This window comes from Leptolyngbya sp. CCNP1308 (assembly GCF_034932455.1).
GTDB lineage: Bacteria > Cyanobacteriota > Cyanobacteriia > Phormidesmidales > Phormidesmidaceae > Nodosilinea.
In genome coordinates, this window is the sequence record NZ_JAYGIH010000105.1 from 87,385 (window position 1) to 102,987 (window position 15,603).

Below are 15,603 nucleotides of genomic sequence, written 5' to 3' on the forward strand. Positions count from 1 at the left end.
TTGCTTTGTTCCCTTAGCTTTTAGGGGTAGTACCTCAACTTCTGCTCTAGAGTAATAGCCAATATTTTAAGAAGAGTGGGGACACTATAGATAAGGTTGCCTTCGACACATTGCCCTCAACCTGCTCTCTCAGAAGTTCTCTGCCAATGTTTGCAAAAAGGTGAAATGCCTCAAAATAGGCTGGGATCGTCCTTATTTGACCAAAGTCTTATGTGGGGTGTAGCCGGTAACCTCAGAGACCTCAGCGGTACCCTTGCCAGATTGCAATAGCCAGATCAGCTGATAATGCCCCCGTTCAATCCCGCTCTTAGCCGATTTGTAACACTGTTCGAGTTCCTCGGTGCTCAAATGTGATGCCAGGGTAAGACGACGCCCCATCACCCTTATCCTCGTCTTTCAACTCTACTATTCTAAGGGTTATTAGCCGGACTTAATATTAATTGGGTTTTTCCCGTTTTTTCTCATCGTTGGGGTGATGCTGTGGCAGAGCGGCCTTTGGGAGCGACAGGTGATTCGCGAAGAACTGGCCGATGAGAGCGCACCCGTGATTTTGCCCAAAGAGTATGAGGCGATGCAGCGCGATCGCGCCTCTAGAACGCGCTCCATTCCTCACCTCAATCGCCGCACCTCTGCTGCGATCGTGCGGGCGCAGAATGAACTGGCTATTCGTAAGTGGCGGGTCAAGCAAGTTGGGCAAGCGGTGGAAAGCGATCCCCTAATCGCCTCCTGGCGAAGTGAGCTGGGGCGGTTGCGGGGCTAATGCATCGCGTAGAGTTAGCAGTGTTTTTCTAAGTGTCGATCGCAGTTGCCATCGACAGCCTTAGTATTTAGGTGCTCAACCCCTTCCCTCCAAAATGGTTCGATTTAACCGATGCCTTCGTTTGGCAGTCCGGTTGGTGCTGATCGGCCTGATCACGCTGGCGCTGGTGCTCGGCAGTGGTGCGATCGCCCACGGACAGCTGCCCTCCCTACCCGCCTCTGGCAATAGCGCCTTCAGTGCGCCAAATGGGGTCAGACGGCACGGAGAATACGAAACGGCCTCGATCAGATCGCCCCTAGACCGCAAAGAATTGTTTGAGCTCACCTCGCCGACGATTTTTAATCGCGACAGCGTTCCAGAGGGGCTGCTGCCGGTTGAGGTGCGTGCTGAAGAGGTAAATGAGCGCCTGTGGCGGGTTTTTTACCGAATTTATACCAGCCAACAAGTCCCAACCGTGACAATCGCCACGCTCAGCAATCAATCCATTATTCAAATTAGTGACGATCAGTCGTCTCGCCCTATCCGCCTCGTAACGGTAACCGAACCCGACGCTGACTTCAACGGCAAAACGCTAGATGAACTCGCCCAGGAATGGCAGACGCTTCTTCAGGATGAGGTGACTCAGTTCAGGCAGTTGGGCACGCCAGAGGTAATTATTCAGCGAATCTGGCAGGCGCTGCAAATTCTGCTGGGGCTGCTGCTGGCCAGCGCCGTAATCTGGTTTTTGCGGCGTAGGTTGACCCGCAGGCAGCAAACCTTGGAAAGCCTATATCAAACCCAGTTAGCCGCAATCACGGCCAGCCCATCCCTAGAAACCGGCGCAGAGGAAGTGTCACCAGAACCGACTGCCCCACCGGAGAGGATGGCAGGAGAAAAACCTGAGGCGAGAGCGATGGCGAATATGCGATCGCAATTCCTCACAACAGTGCAGCACCAATTTAGCGTGCAGCGTCAGTTAGACATTGACAAGTTTCTAAAATAGGCGTTGTTCTGGATTTTCATTCTGATGTGGTACATCGGCATTGCTCGCATCGTGGCCACAGTTCCCCTTTTAATGCGGTGGAGCCTTTACGTATGGGCAACGCCTTTAGCATTTATTGCCCTTTGGTTTGGCATTAGTTTAGCCATTCGCAGCAGCAGCAGCCTGATCGACCGTTTAACCCTTTCCTGGAAAACCAGTCCCTACCTGCCGTTAGGAGAATCGCAGCGCATTGCGCTAAGAACCACAACGATCTCCAATGCCCTAAAGGGATTGACGACCTCGGTACTGGTCATTGTGGGAATTATTTGGACACTCAGTTTATTTAACATCCCTACCGGCTCAATTTTGGCCGGGGGCGCTGTGATTGGTTTAGCCGTTTCCTTTGGTTCCCAAAGCTTGGTCAAAGACCTGGTCAACGGCTGTTTAATCTTGATTGAAGATCAGTTTGCTGTAGGGGATGTAGTTCAAATTGGGGAGAAAAGCGGACTGGTAGAAAACCTCAACCTGCGCGTAACTCAGCTCCGCAATAGCGAGGGACAGCTGATCACCATTCCCAATAGCAACATCACCGATGTCAGCAATCTCACTCGCCTGTGGTCGCGAGTCGATTTTTCGGTGGTGGTGGCCTATGAGAACGATCTTAAGCAGGTTCTCAGCGTTTTGCAGCAGGTCTGCGAACAGCTCTACAGCGAGGCAGAATGGCGCGATCGCCTGCCAGAACGTCCTACAGTCCTAGGCATTGACGATCTGTCTCACACCGGCATGCTCGTCCGCGTTTGGCCCAAGACCACACCCATGCAGCAGTGGATTGTGGGGCGCGAGTTTCGGCTACGGGTGCACCAAGCCTTTGAGGCCAACAGCATTCAGATCGGCAAGCCGCAAACCGTCAACTACAACACAGGCTTAGAGAATGTAACGCCTCACAACTAGCTAGTGCAAGTCCCTTGGCCTCTACCCCAGCAAAAGTTTCAAAGTTACATTGGGTAGCCCAATGATTGGCGGCCTGCACAGTGCGACCCGCCATTATTTTTGTGGTCACTGCGTGAGCTGGCTGTTCGCCTGCCCCATCACCCCGCCCGTAACACTCCTTATTTACCCATGGAGAGGTAGTCAAGCGCCATTTGAATAGTCTGGCAATCTACCCTAAAAGGGTCTTTGTATGGAGATTTTAGCGAGTCAGGAGGTGTTTCAGAGAAATCGAGCGCTTCGAGCATTTGAGGGGTGATCTGACCTCGTACACAACACCACTTGCCATTTAAGGTGTTAGCCATGTACCGATGCTCAAAAAAGTTCCATGCAGGAGACATAAGCTCAATTAGCTTAAGCCCACTCCCTGGCTCAGCATTATCTCGCAGTCCGACACGATTTAAAACGAAATTGCCGCTGGCAGCACCAGCTACTACTACCGCTTCTTTTGCATTGCGAGCAATTGACCACTCCTCTTCGAGGGATAGATCTTCAAAGTAAAGCGTTTTAAACCCCCGATCCTCCAGAAACTTAATTACCTCATCATTGTTGATTAAGCTACGGTTTCCCCGGCGGGCGACAAATACTCTCTCGTACGTTTTTTCTTTGTACCCTGGAAACTCGAAATTCAAAAAGTGAGGTGCAGTACTATAAACCCTCTGCTTTGAACAGGTAACAAGCTCACCGTAGACATCATCATCTGTAAAAATGACAGGATTACCAAGCAATCTGTATACGTCCATAGGCATGCTGTATTTAGGCACCCTAGAGCTTAAAATGATGTGAATTTTAATATCTTTTTGAAGATGCTCACTCAAGAGCTTTTGCGCTAAAAAAACTGGTTCCGCTATATTTCCAAGAATATGGCTGATGTTCGTAAATACATCAAAGCGAGCATCAAAGATGAATTTTCCTGAATAGTCAAGTGCTCCCCCTCCCTTTGTTGCCTTGGGGAGAAGAGATTGAAATGATTGAGTCTTTTGCTTGATTGCTTTAGAAAGAATTAGTTGAGTCTTTCGCTTCCAGCTAAAAGTTTTTGTCAGTTCTAATTTGGCTGTGGCAGATTGGACTTTGATGTCTACTTCGTAAGGTTCAAGATATTCCGCTGGCATTAGCACTTGCTCAGCGGACGGATGCCATAAATCCCTCGCACCTGTAGGAAAGCCATACATCATTGAAGATGCGACTTCCAGACCTGGAACTTTATACTTCAGAGCGATATCCATTTTTAAATCCTCCGAAAAATTTTCGGTTAATTAATACATTTAATAAGATTACTAACAACTATAGAGATAGACAGAGTTGTGCCGATCGCACCAATACCCGAACTATGCTTGCAAACAACCCTGCGGTTGGAAGTAACAGTCTTAATATAAAACCAGAATTTTATCCTGCAAGCCTAGATCCTTCTACGTAACTTTACCGACCTTGGATTTGATAGTCTTCAAGTGTTAAGAAAGAGTGAAGCCCGCGCCAGCAGGCAAAGCTGACCAACCCTATCAGATTGGTTCAGCATAGACAGCTTTCTTTGCCTGCGCCCTTTGCTTGACGCGCTATGGCTTGCAACTGTACTAGCTTATTCAATCCCCTGCAAAATATGCTGCGTGGTAACAAAGGCTCCGAGGCCCACAAAGCCATTGCAGCGACCGCGCTGGGCTGTCATGCCCAGGGCAATAGAGGATGCCTGGGCGGGGTTTCTAACAAACCGGGGAGAGGTATTGATGTAGATTACGGCGCTGGTGGCTAACTGGGAAAAGCGGCTGCTTTCAGCATAGGTTTCGGTGGCGATCGCATTGGCATGACCGCTGCTGTACCGATTGATTAGGGTTGCCGCCGTACGCACACTGTCTACCGATCGCAAAGCCACCGTTTTGCTCAAAAATGAGCGGTTCCAGTCGGCGGCAGTGGCTGGTTTCACATCGGGCAGGTCGGGCAGCAAGTCTTCATCGGCCAGCACCTCAAAGTCTTGATCCCAAAGCGTGTGGCACAGTTGCACCAGAGCCGCAGGGTTGCAGCTGCGGTGAACCAGCACCTTTTCTACGGCGTTGACCGCGTCGGGCTCCCCTCGATGGCTGTCGAGCACCATATGAACAACGGTGTCGAGCTGACCGGTGGCCGACCAATAGAGATAGCAGTTGCCCATGCTGGTCGGCAGTACCGGCACCCCAGCCTGGCGCACCACCTGCTGCACCAGACTCGGCCGGCCGTAGGGAATGATCAAATCGACGCCAGGGTCTTGCAGAAGCCAGGTGCGGGCTACATCCCCCTGTTCTTCGGTCAGCGAGAGTATGCAGTCGGGGGATAGCCCCGTGGACTCTAGAGCTTGGTAAAGCGCCTGCAAAATGGCCTGGTTGGTTTGCCCCGCTTCGTTGCTGCCCTTGAGAATGAGCCCATTACCCGTGCGCAGGCTAAGCCCTGCCGCGATCGCCGCCAGCTCTGGAAACGCCTCGTACACCAGGGCTACTACCCCCAAGGGCACCACCTGACCATAGCCCGCTACCGCCTTGCTCAACCGACTGGGGGCGGGGTGCAGCAGCCCGCGCGGGTCGCCCAGGTAGGCCAATCGCCGCAGAATTTTAGCGGTGGTTTGCAGCCGCTCGGGGGTGAGCTTGAGCCAGTCGAGCACCCGTTCGGGAACAGCCATGTCTAGGCTGGCTTCGAGATCGAGGGTATTGGCTTCAAGAATGTCGTCGAAGCTAGCCTCAATGGCGGTGGCAACGGCCTCAAGCAGTTGGCTTTGGGCATCGGCCCCAGCGGCGACCAGGTCACGACCGGCCCGCCGCACCTGCTCAACCGCCGCGCTAAAGTCTGTCTGAGTGGTTAGGTTTACCATAAACTCAACGCCGAGAGGCCAGCCAAAACATGCCCACCACCGCCAGCGATACCGCCAGGGTGGTCAGCAGCCGCGCCACCGACTGAGCCCCGTCGGGGGTTTGCAGGGTGGCCAGCAGTAAAAAAAACACCATCATGCCAAAGGCGGCTAGCACCACCAAGGGCAGATAGCTGACGCTCAGGGACGATCGATCGAGACGCCACTGCTGGCCCGTCCAGCGCCAGAGACGCTTGTAGGGATAGTGGGTCGAGAGCTGCTCGATGACGTAACCGTCGTCTTGCACCACAAAAATCTGCTGGCAGCGATCGCAGCCAAAGGCCTCGGTCAAAATAATGGGCTTAATACACCCATTGCGGCGACAAGGGCAGGGATAGTCGGCGTTCTGGTCGATCTTTTGGCTTTTATAAGTACGCACAGCACTGCCGGAGTGGGAGCGAAGACGGGCTGATAGTTACCCAACATTCTGACACATTAACTAAAACCTCCCCCGAAACACAACCTGTCGTTGGGGATGACTGTTGTCAGTGATTGGGCCAAGGGAAGTGAATCTACAGGCTAAAGGCATATCGTAGCCCTAACTGTATCCGCTGCGGCTTGAACTTACTAGAATAAACGTGGTAGGTAAGGGTCAACAATACCCAGCCCCGACCTCAACGCCCTCTATCGGACAGGATGTTGCTATGGTTACCGATCGCCTGGAGACGGCCGTGAGAAACTTTCAGCACGTCAATCAGATGGTGGAGCGCTACACTCGCCTCTGTCGCGCCTACATTACCCTATCAGAGCGGTTTAACCAGCTCGATGTCGACCACATGACCCTCAAAGGGCAGATGGTACCCCTACTGAAAGCCCTCAAAGAGCACCAGGCCAAACTGCGTACCGCTGAAGTCGAAAAGACAAAACTGCAAGCCGCCCTAGAGCGCCAGGAAGCCCGCCTGCAAGAAACCTTAGACGAACAAGAAACCCAGCATCAGCAGGAGCTACAGCAGCTGACCCAAACCTACGAAGAGAAGCTGCAAGCCCTCGCCAGCCACGTAGACGAACTGCAACCCCTCGAACAACTGCTCAATGGCGAAACCCACCACGAGCTGAGCGCTGCCGAAGCGCAGATGGAGCTGATCGAGACCACCTTCGAAGAGATTGAGCAAGACAGCTCCCCCGATCTCTCCAACGAAGAGAAGGCTCTGCTAGCGGCCTATCGAGCCGACCCAAATGCCTTTTTGGCGGCGGCTGCCGATGCCCCTGTCGGGAGCGCGATGGAGGAAGAACCCGTGGCATCGCTATCGCACTATTACTATGACGAGCAATTGCCCAAGGGGTTTAGAGCCTAGATTCGGACGGCTAAGACACGAGCTTGCTCACGAGCCAGTTGGCCAGTCCGCCGCCGTAGGGGGCGCAGATAGCTTGAATGCGTTTGGTTGAGAAATGCTGTTGGTAAAAGCAGAGAATGTTGCCATAGACCCCATTGGGGTAGAAGGGCACGTCTTTCGCCAGGTCTAGGGCTTGGAGGTCAAACACTTTTGCCGGGGTGCCCGACGCATAGTCAACCATGATGCTAAAGCCATATCCCCGCTGTTGCAGAGTTTGCAGGCAATTCATAGAACCGGCCAAAAATTGTGGCGACCAGCCCTTCTCACCCTGGGTACGGCTGCCGCCGCCGCCGTACTCAAACATCACGACCCGAGGCAGTTGTTCGGTAGGCAAGGCGGTAAACTGCTGAATCACCACGGGTTCCCAACCTTCGATATCGAGCTTAAAGGCGGTGATCTGGGTGGCGGCTATCTGGTTGAGCAAGGTCGCCAGGTCAAGGGTCGGTACTGGGCGGGTGATCGCCGAGGCTCCAAACCAGTCGGCAGAGAGGGAGCTAAAGTTGCTGTTGGCGACATTGGCAAATTGGCCCATGTGCAGGGTTTGGGTACCGACGCGATCGGATAGACACTGCTCGATTAGCTGAATGGGGTACTGCTGGCAGACCGATCGCAGCTTGTCGGTGGGGGAAGGCTCTACGGCGACGGTGGCAAACCCTAACCGGGCAAACAGCTCGCAGTAAAAGGCAAAGGTGCCGACCCCGACATCGATACACAGTCCCTGGCGCTGGGGGTCGATATCGGGCAATAGGTTCTCAAACAGAGCCTGACAGCAAGCTTCAACGCGCATTAGATCGGCACTAGAGAAAAATATGTCCCTAGCGTAGAGCATCCAGGCCAAGTTCGCTCAGAAAGCCTTTGAAGCAGCGAAAAGACGCTTCTAGCTTCTTCGTTGCACGCTCTCGGACCTCCCTTGCTTACCTTCGATTTACTAATCATTCTGTGCCTTCCCCATTGCCCATCTGTTTCTCAAACGCCTGCCGTATCAGCCCCATCGCATAGGGCAGTTCATCCAGCGTCTCTAGCCCAACTTCCACATCCCCATTGCCCCATCGGCCTAGATTGGTCACATCCTTACACAGGCCCTTGGGGTCGTAGACCTCCGGGAACCGCATATTGAGCGACAGCCGCAGCCGCTTAGCCTGAGGCACCACATCGACAAAGTTTGTTTCCGCTTTGTAGGCCACGTAGAGCTTGAGAAACTCCTCATTTACCACTGGGTCGAGGGCGAGCACCTGCGATCGAAATGCCTCAAACAGAGGCCGTATAGCATTCGCCATCAAATAGTGATGATCCTCAATGGTGTATCCATCGGTCTTCTGAGGTACAGCTCGATACGCATCCACTATATCTGGGGCAATAGCAGGGGCCTTCCATACGCCTACGGCCTGGCTTGCTAACCGCTCTGCCCTCGACACAATTGCGGCCTCATCCCAGATTTCGGCTAGCCCCAGCCCGGCATTGAGCTTAAGCGGGCTTTCCTTAAAGCCGCCTGGCATGTCGCGCTTGTTGGGGAAAGGGCGATCGCTGTATTCGGGGTTATAGCCCGTCAATGTAAGATTGCCCAAGGTATGTAACCAGGTTTGCTGAATGCGTTGCCATTCGGGGCCAAGGGCTTCTTGCCAGGGTTTCGACAGGTTCTCGTTCTGCGGCAGGATGTGCTCGATGGTGTATTCGTCCACGGGCACTCTTTCTTTGCGATCGTGGTTTTCCATACGGCGCAGCCAGTATGAGCGGCTACGAAACTTGTAGAGATCGCGTACTTTGATCTCGCGCTTAAACTCCTCGTCCTTTGGGAACCGTCGATAGGACGGCAGCAGCATGAAATGGGCCTGAATACTCTCCAGGTAACGATCCTTCTTGAACGCACGGCCAAAGGTAGCAAAGGTTTTGTTCATCGAGTTGGTGGGGATGGCACACACGGCCCGACGAAATACGTAAGCCTCTGTCAGTCGTACCGCCTCTAGTAAGTGCTCCCGCGCCAGGATGCCGTTTTGGTAATCGTGGTACAGCTCCAGTAAAAACGGATAGGCCACATCGACTTTCAGTTCTCGTAAATCTTGGAAGGCTTCGGCTAGCACCTTGTCGGTTTCTTTACCGAGCGCCATGGCGCAAAAGTAGCGGGCATAAGCGTGGATATCGGCCACCAGTTGATCGACTCCGGCAGCATTGCTGTCCTTAACTCGCACATGGTTTTTGAAGGCCTCATAGACATCGCGGATATTTGGAATCTCGCCAGTCTTCACTGTCAGGTAGTGGCGCATGAAGCTGTCGAAGTAGCTGCCGTAGGCTTCCTGGCCAAACTCCACCTCCATCGGTCGCCAGTGGTCTTGGTACAGCCGAGTCTGGTGGTCGGGTTCCAGCCCCATGAGAATGAAATTGCGGATCAGGTCGGCTTGGCTCAGCTCTCGCCCGGTCGAGTTCATGCTCTCAAAAATGAGCTGGGGGTTATCTTGGTCTCGGTTAAGCGCCACATCGACAATCACAAGCTTAGACAGCCCCTTACAGAGCAGAGTAAGGTCGTCTTTGTGGACCATAATCTGCTTCTCGAAAAACTCGAAGTTCTCTCGCACGCGCAGTGATTGCTCATTTGGCAAGTCTTTTTGCTGTACGAGGGCTAGCAGGGTATCTTTGTCGGTTTGGGTCAAGAGCAGCTTGTAGCCGCGATCGCCATCTTCTAGGGGGTTAAGCAAATAGTAGCTACGCAGCTTCTTCGCTGAGAACCCATCTAACGGTTCGGTATCGCCCAACTGCCGAGCCAGCGCTTCTAGCAGCAGCGTTATGGTAGTGAGCCGCTGCTGCCCATCAATGACTAGTAGCGGCGGCTGATTCATTACCTGAAAGAGACCCTTCTCGATGTACACTACCGAACCGATGAAGTGTACTGAGATATTGTCATTGCGACCTGCCCGCAAGACATCATCCCAGAGCTGACGACATTCCTTTTCAGTCCATGAGTACGTACGCTGATAAATCGGAATGATGAACTGTGTCGATTTCTTGAGAAACGCGAGTAGCTTGGCTTCAGTTGCCTTCATGTCAGGCCAATGCCCCAGTAATTTTCTCTAGTAAACCCTTATTCTCGTTCTCAAGGGCCACAACATCAAAACGTCATTGGGGCGATCGGTTCAATGTCGGGGGCGTGGCCGCCCACCTGGCTGGTGCGCAGCACCCAGGCTGAGGCACCGTACTTAAGAAACTTGTGCACCACCACATCGCTGGCCTTGCGGGGAAACACCGTGCGCCAGCTGCCCAGCCCCATCAGTAGGTTGCGCAGCGGCTCGTCTTCGATCGAGCTACCCAGATTAAATTCATTCTTTTCCCAGGCGGGGCGCAGGCTGCCCAGGGGTTGCAGGGTGTCTTTGAGCTCTTTGCCAAAGAGGGCGAGCTGGTGCAGGGGCTCGGCCTGGTCGGGGTGCTGATCGATCAGAGCATCGGCGTGGCGGTAGAAGCTGAGACTGGTGCCCTGCAGGCTGGCAAACAGCGCCTGGTTAGAATCTTGGGAGCAGTTGTTAGACGGGCCGACGAAGGTGCCCCCGGTGCCGTCGCCGATGCGGTAGCGGGCGGTCATCGCTTGCAGGTGGGCCTCCATGCGGGTGAGGGGCGATCGCCGCTCGTCGTCAAAGTAGTAGTTGCGGTTGAAGGCATCGAGCTTGACGAGAATATCGCAGGTGGGCCGGGTGCCCAGCCAGCCCCGCTGGCGATCGCCCTGATACCGCGACCAGTGAATTGTCCCCGCAATCAGCCCGTCGATGTTGTGGGCGTAGACCTGATAGTAGCGCAGCTCAAATCGCCGCTCGTCGGCCAGGGGGTCGTGCACCACCTCGGCCCGCCCGTAGGCAAAGTGGCCAAAGAAAATCGGGCTAAAGGCGGCGGGTTCTTTGTGGTTGCCGCCAATACCGCCGTAGGTGTGAAGGAGCAGGGCGCGATCGCCCACCTGCCATTCGTCGATGGCCTCTGCGATCGCCTCCGGGCGACCGTTATCCCTGGCCGTGCAGAGCACCGAACTCACCCGACCTTTTTGGGCCACCACGTTGGCCCAGGATTCTTTGCGAATGTAGCGGTAGGCCACTTTAGCCCCGCCAAATACCACCCGCTCCGGCTGAAGGCGAAACAGGGCGCGGGGGCCGAGGGCCTGCACCACAAAGGTGCCGCTGGCGTTCTGGGCACCGTAGATGTACCAGCCCGACTCGTTGTAGGGCGATCGCTCCAGATCCTTGGTCGTGGATGGATCGCTGCCGTAGGCATCCATGGTCGCCACGGGGGGCAGGCTCACCGTCTCCTCAGGGCCGTCGAAGGCGCGGCTGGCTTTATTAAAATGCCGCACACGCCACTGATCGCCGACCTCTGGCCCCAAAAACTGCACCAGGCCGTAGTAGCGCCCCGTCACCTCCATAGGCTGAGCGCTGATTAAGAGCGTCACCCCATCTCGATCCAGCACCACCTGGGGATTTTCTACCACTACGATCAGGTCGTCGCTTGGCAGCGACCCGGCGAGGGATTCTAGCGGGTCTACCCGCAGCCAGTGGTTAAGCCGCACCGGGTTAATTACCCCGCCAAAGCGGCTGGCGTACTCGGCATCGGCGCTAAAGTGCACGTCGTGGGTAACGGCCTGCACCAGCAGCTGGGTGAGGGGGTTGTCTGACCAGCGCAGCTTCACCACCTGACCCACCAGCCGCCGATGATCCTCTGGCGCGTGGTGAATTTCGTAGAAGACACCGCCAAAGCGCTCGGCTTTGTTGGGCAAAATTAGCCGCCCGACCCACTCGCCGATGGGCACATAACGGCTCGGGTCGGGCCGCTGGTTGAGGGGGTAGCTCTGGTACTGCACCAGGGGATTGGCAGCAAAAATGTCGTAATTGTTGGCTTTCCCGCCCCGCTCTAGCTCAGCCTCTAAAATTTCGCCCCGCAGAATAGCGTTGATGGTGTCGATGGTCTGCCCTAGGGAACTGCGGCCATCGGGCAGCACCAGCTTGGGATCGAGAATGCCCCCCGGCACCTGGTGGCCCACCGGCCCTAGGGAAACAAAACTGACTTTGCCCCGCCGTTTGGCCCGGTTCCAGTAGGAGAGGGGAAACAGCTTCCAGCGGCCCGGAAAAATCTTTGGTCCCAGTTTTTCGACCACATCCTTCTCACCTGACAGGTGGTAAAGGTGCTCCAGTTTGAGAATATTGATGTTGGCGCTGATCACCCCGCCCAGGGAAATCACGTCGATGGGGGCACCGAGGGCGCGCTTGAGGTAAGGGGCGCTGGCGCAGCACATCTGCCCGCCGCCGCTGTAGCCCATCAGGGTGACGGGGGTGCCGCTGCCGATGGGGTAGCCATTCTTTACCAGGCCGTTAAACACCACCTGGGCGATGCCCTGGTTGTAGAGCGGGCCGTAGCGCTTGTCGGCGGATACCCCCACAATCAGCACGTTGCGAATGTTGACCAGCAGCCCCAGCACGCTCATGGGGTTGGCGAACCGCAGCTTGTCGGCGTAGCGCCAGAGGAATGAGAGCGGGCGGTCTTGGTCCAGGGGCGCGTTCATCACCGAGTAGGGCATAATGCCGCGAATCAGGGCCACGTCCTTGGGCAAAGTGGCGGTCAGGGTGTCGAGAAATTCTTCGATGTCGGGCAGGTACTCAAAGCTAGAGATGCCGATGCCATCCAGATACACCACGTAGCGGCTGACCTGGCTGGGGTCGGCCACGGGCTCGGCCAGATCTCCGGCGTTGACGGTGGTGTTAACCTCGTCGTCGTACCAGCCCGCCCACCAGCCCAGGGTTTCCAGCGGGGCCAGCAGCCCGGCTACAACCAGGGCAACAAACCCAATCCAGATGAAGTTCAGCAGCAGCAGCGCCGGGCTGGGCAGGCCGCTCAACCAGCCGAACCACCAGGCCCGAATGGGCCGCAGCAGCGCCAGTACCACCACCGTCAGCACCGCCATGGCCGCTAGCCCCAGCAGCGCGTTGAAGCGATTGCCCAGGCGCTCGGCATTGGGGCCAGGGTCTACGGCGATCGCAGATTCCCCCGCTCCCGCCCCCGCTGCGGCGAAAGTGGTCGGTTCTCCAGTAACTGCCGCGATCACATCCCCCTGGTTGAAGGCGGCAATGCGCTGGGTAAATTCTTCCTGCCAGCGGGTGGGGGTGTCAGCCATGCGATCGCGGTAAGACTCAACTAGATCGCGGCGACGGGTCACCAGCTCGACCCCCGCCGCCCGGTTGGCAATGCGCTTGCCCAGGCTGGCCACGGGGCGACCGACGGTGGTTTGCAGCACTTGTAGCAAAATCCAGCCCAGGGCTACGTAGCTAAAGGCGTTGCCAATGCCGAGGTTGGCGATCGCCCCAAAGCCCACCACCATGGCCAGCAAATGCCACACCGACAGCCCATTGAGAATGGGTACCCCCAGATAGGGCAGCGCCCCCAAAAAGCTAAACAGCAAAGGGGCGTAGGCCAGGCCCAGCACCGTCACCAGCTGCCCAAAGGGCATATTCTGCGCCCAGGGCGTCAGGGTCACCAGCCAGGTGCTCAGCACCAGGGCCAAAAAGCCAAAGGCAAACAGCACCGCGTTAATGCCCAGGCTGATGGCAAACCGGGCAGGCCGCACCTGATTAACAAATAGAATAATGCTCTGGCCAATGCCCTGGGAGAGCCCCGCCAGTAGCACCACCAGCAGCGCCAGGCTTTGCCCCGCCGGTACGGTGATGGCGATGCGAAAGGCCTCGGCGTTGAGGGCAAAGACATAACCCAGCACTTCCCAGAAGCGATCTAGCATTGGCCCAGCCTCAACGGTGTGTCGAGATTTTACTCTAAGGGTAGAGGTAAAATTGCCACTGTTAGGTTAAGTGAAGGATTTTAGGCCGGTAGACAGGGCACGGTGCCGCAGCGGATTGCATCGCAAATCGTAGCCTTAGCCCAAAGCCAGCATGGCCTCAGCAGTTAGCGCCCAGTCGGGGAAGCTGGGCGAGACCACCACCGTCTCTCCCGCAAAGGTGGCTTCACTGTAGCCCTGGGTGGTCATGCTCAACACCGTCACCTGGCCCACTACGGGGTCGAGAATCCAATATTCACCAATGCCGCGCCACTCGTACTGGTTGCGCTTTTCTAAATAGTCGCGGCGGCGATTTTCGGCCCCTGGGCTGACTACTTCTACCACCAGCAGGGGAGGGGCCATCTCTAGGGTGATGGCGGCCTGGCCCAGCTCGCGCATCTGCTCTGGGTGCTCAGGACGCAAGACCGTGAGGTCGGGATAGCGATTTTTGGGCTGCCCCGGCATGGCGATCGCCAAACCTTGAAGGCGAATTTGCCGCATATCGATAACGGACTTGAGGGCTTCATAGAGCCGCATTGCCCGATATAGGTTTTCATCAGACTCTGGCGGCATTTCAACCAGTTCTCCGTTGGTGAGTTCGTAGTAGCCTTCGACCTCCTGGGCGTAGGCGAGAAAGTCGCTAAAGGTTTTGAGCTGGGGCTGAGCTTGTACCACGGGCGATCACCTGCTGCTCGATGTCACTATTTTATCGGCTTACCGGGTGTTCTTTTTGACGGGGGTTTGGGTGTGGTTGGCCGGGTGGGGGCACCCGGCCAACCACTGGCCGCCGATCCGAGGGAGGGCAGGTTCACTGCGGCAAGGGTTTGGTGAAGGTCACCAAACCCCTGCCGCAGTGAACCTGGGCGATCGCGTTGCGCAATCACTTCTCGGGAAAACCACTCGGCTGGAATAGTCATACACTGATGGTGATGTTCGAGATTTGCCATTGAAGGCGCGCTAATTGCCCCTCAATGGCAGATTTAGAACAAAACCAACGCTCGGCTGATGGATGAAGGGAAATGCCCCATGGAAATGACTCGCAGCAGCAAAATACCCGAGATACTGAAAATTTATGAGGCAGAACTGCTGTCGGAGTGGAATCAAGAGCTGATCGCGACCAATACCCGCAAAGGGTTAATTAAAGAAGCAGAGCTACAGGTAGAGTGCCGAGAATTTATCAAGCTGCTTCGCAGCGCGGCTCAATCTGGCAACTTGAGCAATGTTCAGGCGACCGAATGGCGAGAGGTGCGGGAGATGCTGACCAGCATTTCGCGATCGCGCTCCCACAAAGGCTTTACGCCTACTGAAACGGCTACCTTTGTCTTTTCATTTAAGCGACCGCTGTTTGATCGGCTGCGGCAGGAGCTGCACGACCCGGCTGAGCTAGGCGAAGAGATTTGGCAAGCCACTGACCTGCTCGATCGCCTCGGGCTGCTGGTGGTAGAAGCCTACCAGAAGTCGCGGGAAGAGGTGATTTTGCGGCAGCAAGAAGAAATGATGGAACTGTCTACCCCAGTGGTCAAACTGTGGGCCGGCATTTTGGCCTTGCCGATCATTGGCACCCTTGACAGTGCCCGCACTCAGGTGGTGATGGAATCGCTGTTGCAGAAGATTGTTGAAACCGGCTCAGAAGTGGCCATTATTGACATTACCGGAGTGCCGACCGTCGATACGCTGACCGCTCAACATCTGCTAAAAACCGTTACAGCCGCTCGCCTGATGGGGGCCGACTGCATTATCAGCGGCATTCGACCGCAAATTGCCCAAACGATTGTGTATCTCGGCATCGATTTGACCGATGTGACGACAAAAGCAACCCTAGCGGATGCCTTTCTGATGGCGCTAAAGCGCATGGGAACCACGATCGCCCGCAAGTAGGCTGGAGGAGAGCAGTAGGTTAAA

At 55.6% G+C, this 15,603-nt stretch carries 12 protein-coding genes; 5 read left to right on the plus strand and 7 right to left on the minus strand.

Annotated features, from left to right (window positions below; all coding sequences use genetic code 11):
• Positions 1-475: 475 nt before the first annotated feature.
• The 3 genes from VB780_RS26095 to VB780_RS26105 all read left to right on the plus strand — a co-directional run bounded on the left by VB780_RS26095 (position 476) and on the right by VB780_RS26105 (position 2,672).
• Positions 476-760, plus strand: coding sequence for a hypothetical protein (locus VB780_RS26095; protein ID WP_323354113.1), 285 nt, complete (start codon positions 476-478; stop codon positions 758-760).
• Positions 761-854: 94 nt separating this feature from the next.
• On the plus strand, positions 855-1,742 hold the full coding sequence (locus VB780_RS26100) for a hypothetical protein (RefSeq protein WP_323354114.1): 888 nt from the start codon (positions 855-857) through the stop codon (positions 1,740-1,742).
• Positions 1,743-1,766: 24 nt separating this feature from the next.
• Positions 1,767-2,672, plus strand: a complete 906-nt coding sequence (locus VB780_RS26105) for a mechanosensitive ion channel family protein (RefSeq protein ID WP_323354115.1) — start codon at positions 1,767-1,769, stop codon at positions 2,670-2,672.
• Between the two features lie 158 nt (positions 2,673-2,830).
• On the opposite strand, the gene VB780_RS26110 is transcribed toward VB780_RS26105, so the two are convergent.
• The 3 genes from VB780_RS26110 to VB780_RS26120 form a co-directional block, all read right to left on the minus strand.
• Entirely contained in the window at positions 2,831-3,934 is a 1,104-nt protein-coding gene (locus tag VB780_RS26110) for a glycosyltransferase family 61 protein (protein WP_323354116.1), read from the minus strand.
• A 350-nt stretch (positions 3,935-4,284) separates the two neighbouring features.
• Entirely contained in the window at positions 4,285-5,541 is a 1,257-nt protein-coding gene (locus VB780_RS26115) for an aldehyde dehydrogenase family protein (RefSeq protein WP_323354117.1), read from the minus strand.
• Positions 5,542-5,545: 4 nt separating this feature from the next.
• Complete coding sequence (locus VB780_RS26120) at positions 5,546-5,956, minus strand: hypothetical protein (protein WP_323354118.1); 411 nt, start codon at positions 5,954-5,956, stop codon at positions 5,546-5,548.
• Positions 5,957-6,221: 265 nt separating this feature from the next.
• On the opposite strand from VB780_RS26120, the gene VB780_RS26125 reads away from it, so the two are divergent.
• Positions 6,222-6,872: a hypothetical protein gene (locus tag VB780_RS26125; RefSeq protein WP_323354119.1), complete on the plus strand. Its 651-nt coding sequence runs from the start codon at positions 6,222-6,224 to the stop codon at positions 6,870-6,872.
• A gap of 10 nt (positions 6,873-6,882) precedes the next feature.
• Here the strand turns inward: VB780_RS26125 and VB780_RS26130 are convergent, their stop codons facing one another.
• From VB780_RS26130 to VB780_RS26145, 4 genes are all read right to left on the minus strand, one after another.
• Positions 6,883-7,698 (minus strand): FkbM family methyltransferase, encoded by an 816-nt coding sequence (locus VB780_RS26130; protein WP_323354120.1) that lies wholly within the window; start codon positions 7,696-7,698, stop codon positions 6,883-6,885.
• Between the two features lie 145 nt (positions 7,699-7,843).
• Complete coding sequence (locus tag VB780_RS26135) at positions 7,844-9,946, minus strand: GmrSD restriction endonuclease domain-containing protein (RefSeq protein ID WP_323354121.1); 2,103 nt, start codon at positions 9,944-9,946, stop codon at positions 7,844-7,846.
• Positions 9,947-10,011: 65 nt separating this feature from the next.
• Positions 10,012-13,665, minus strand: a complete 3,654-nt coding sequence (locus VB780_RS26140) for a CAAX protease (RefSeq protein WP_323354122.1) — start codon at positions 13,663-13,665, stop codon at positions 10,012-10,014.
• Between the two features lie 135 nt (positions 13,666-13,800).
• A complete protein-coding gene (locus VB780_RS26145; protein ID WP_323354123.1) occupies positions 13,801-14,376 on the minus strand; it encodes a Uma2 family endonuclease in 576 nt (191 codons plus the stop codon).
• A gap of 351 nt (positions 14,377-14,727) precedes the next feature.
• Here VB780_RS26145 and VB780_RS26150 point away from each other — a divergent pair, with 351 nt between their 5' ends.
• Positions 14,728-15,579, plus strand: coding sequence for an STAS domain-containing protein (locus tag VB780_RS26150; protein WP_323354124.1), 852 nt, complete (start codon positions 14,728-14,730; stop codon positions 15,577-15,579).
• The last annotated feature ends 24 nt before the right edge of the window (positions 15,580-15,603 follow it).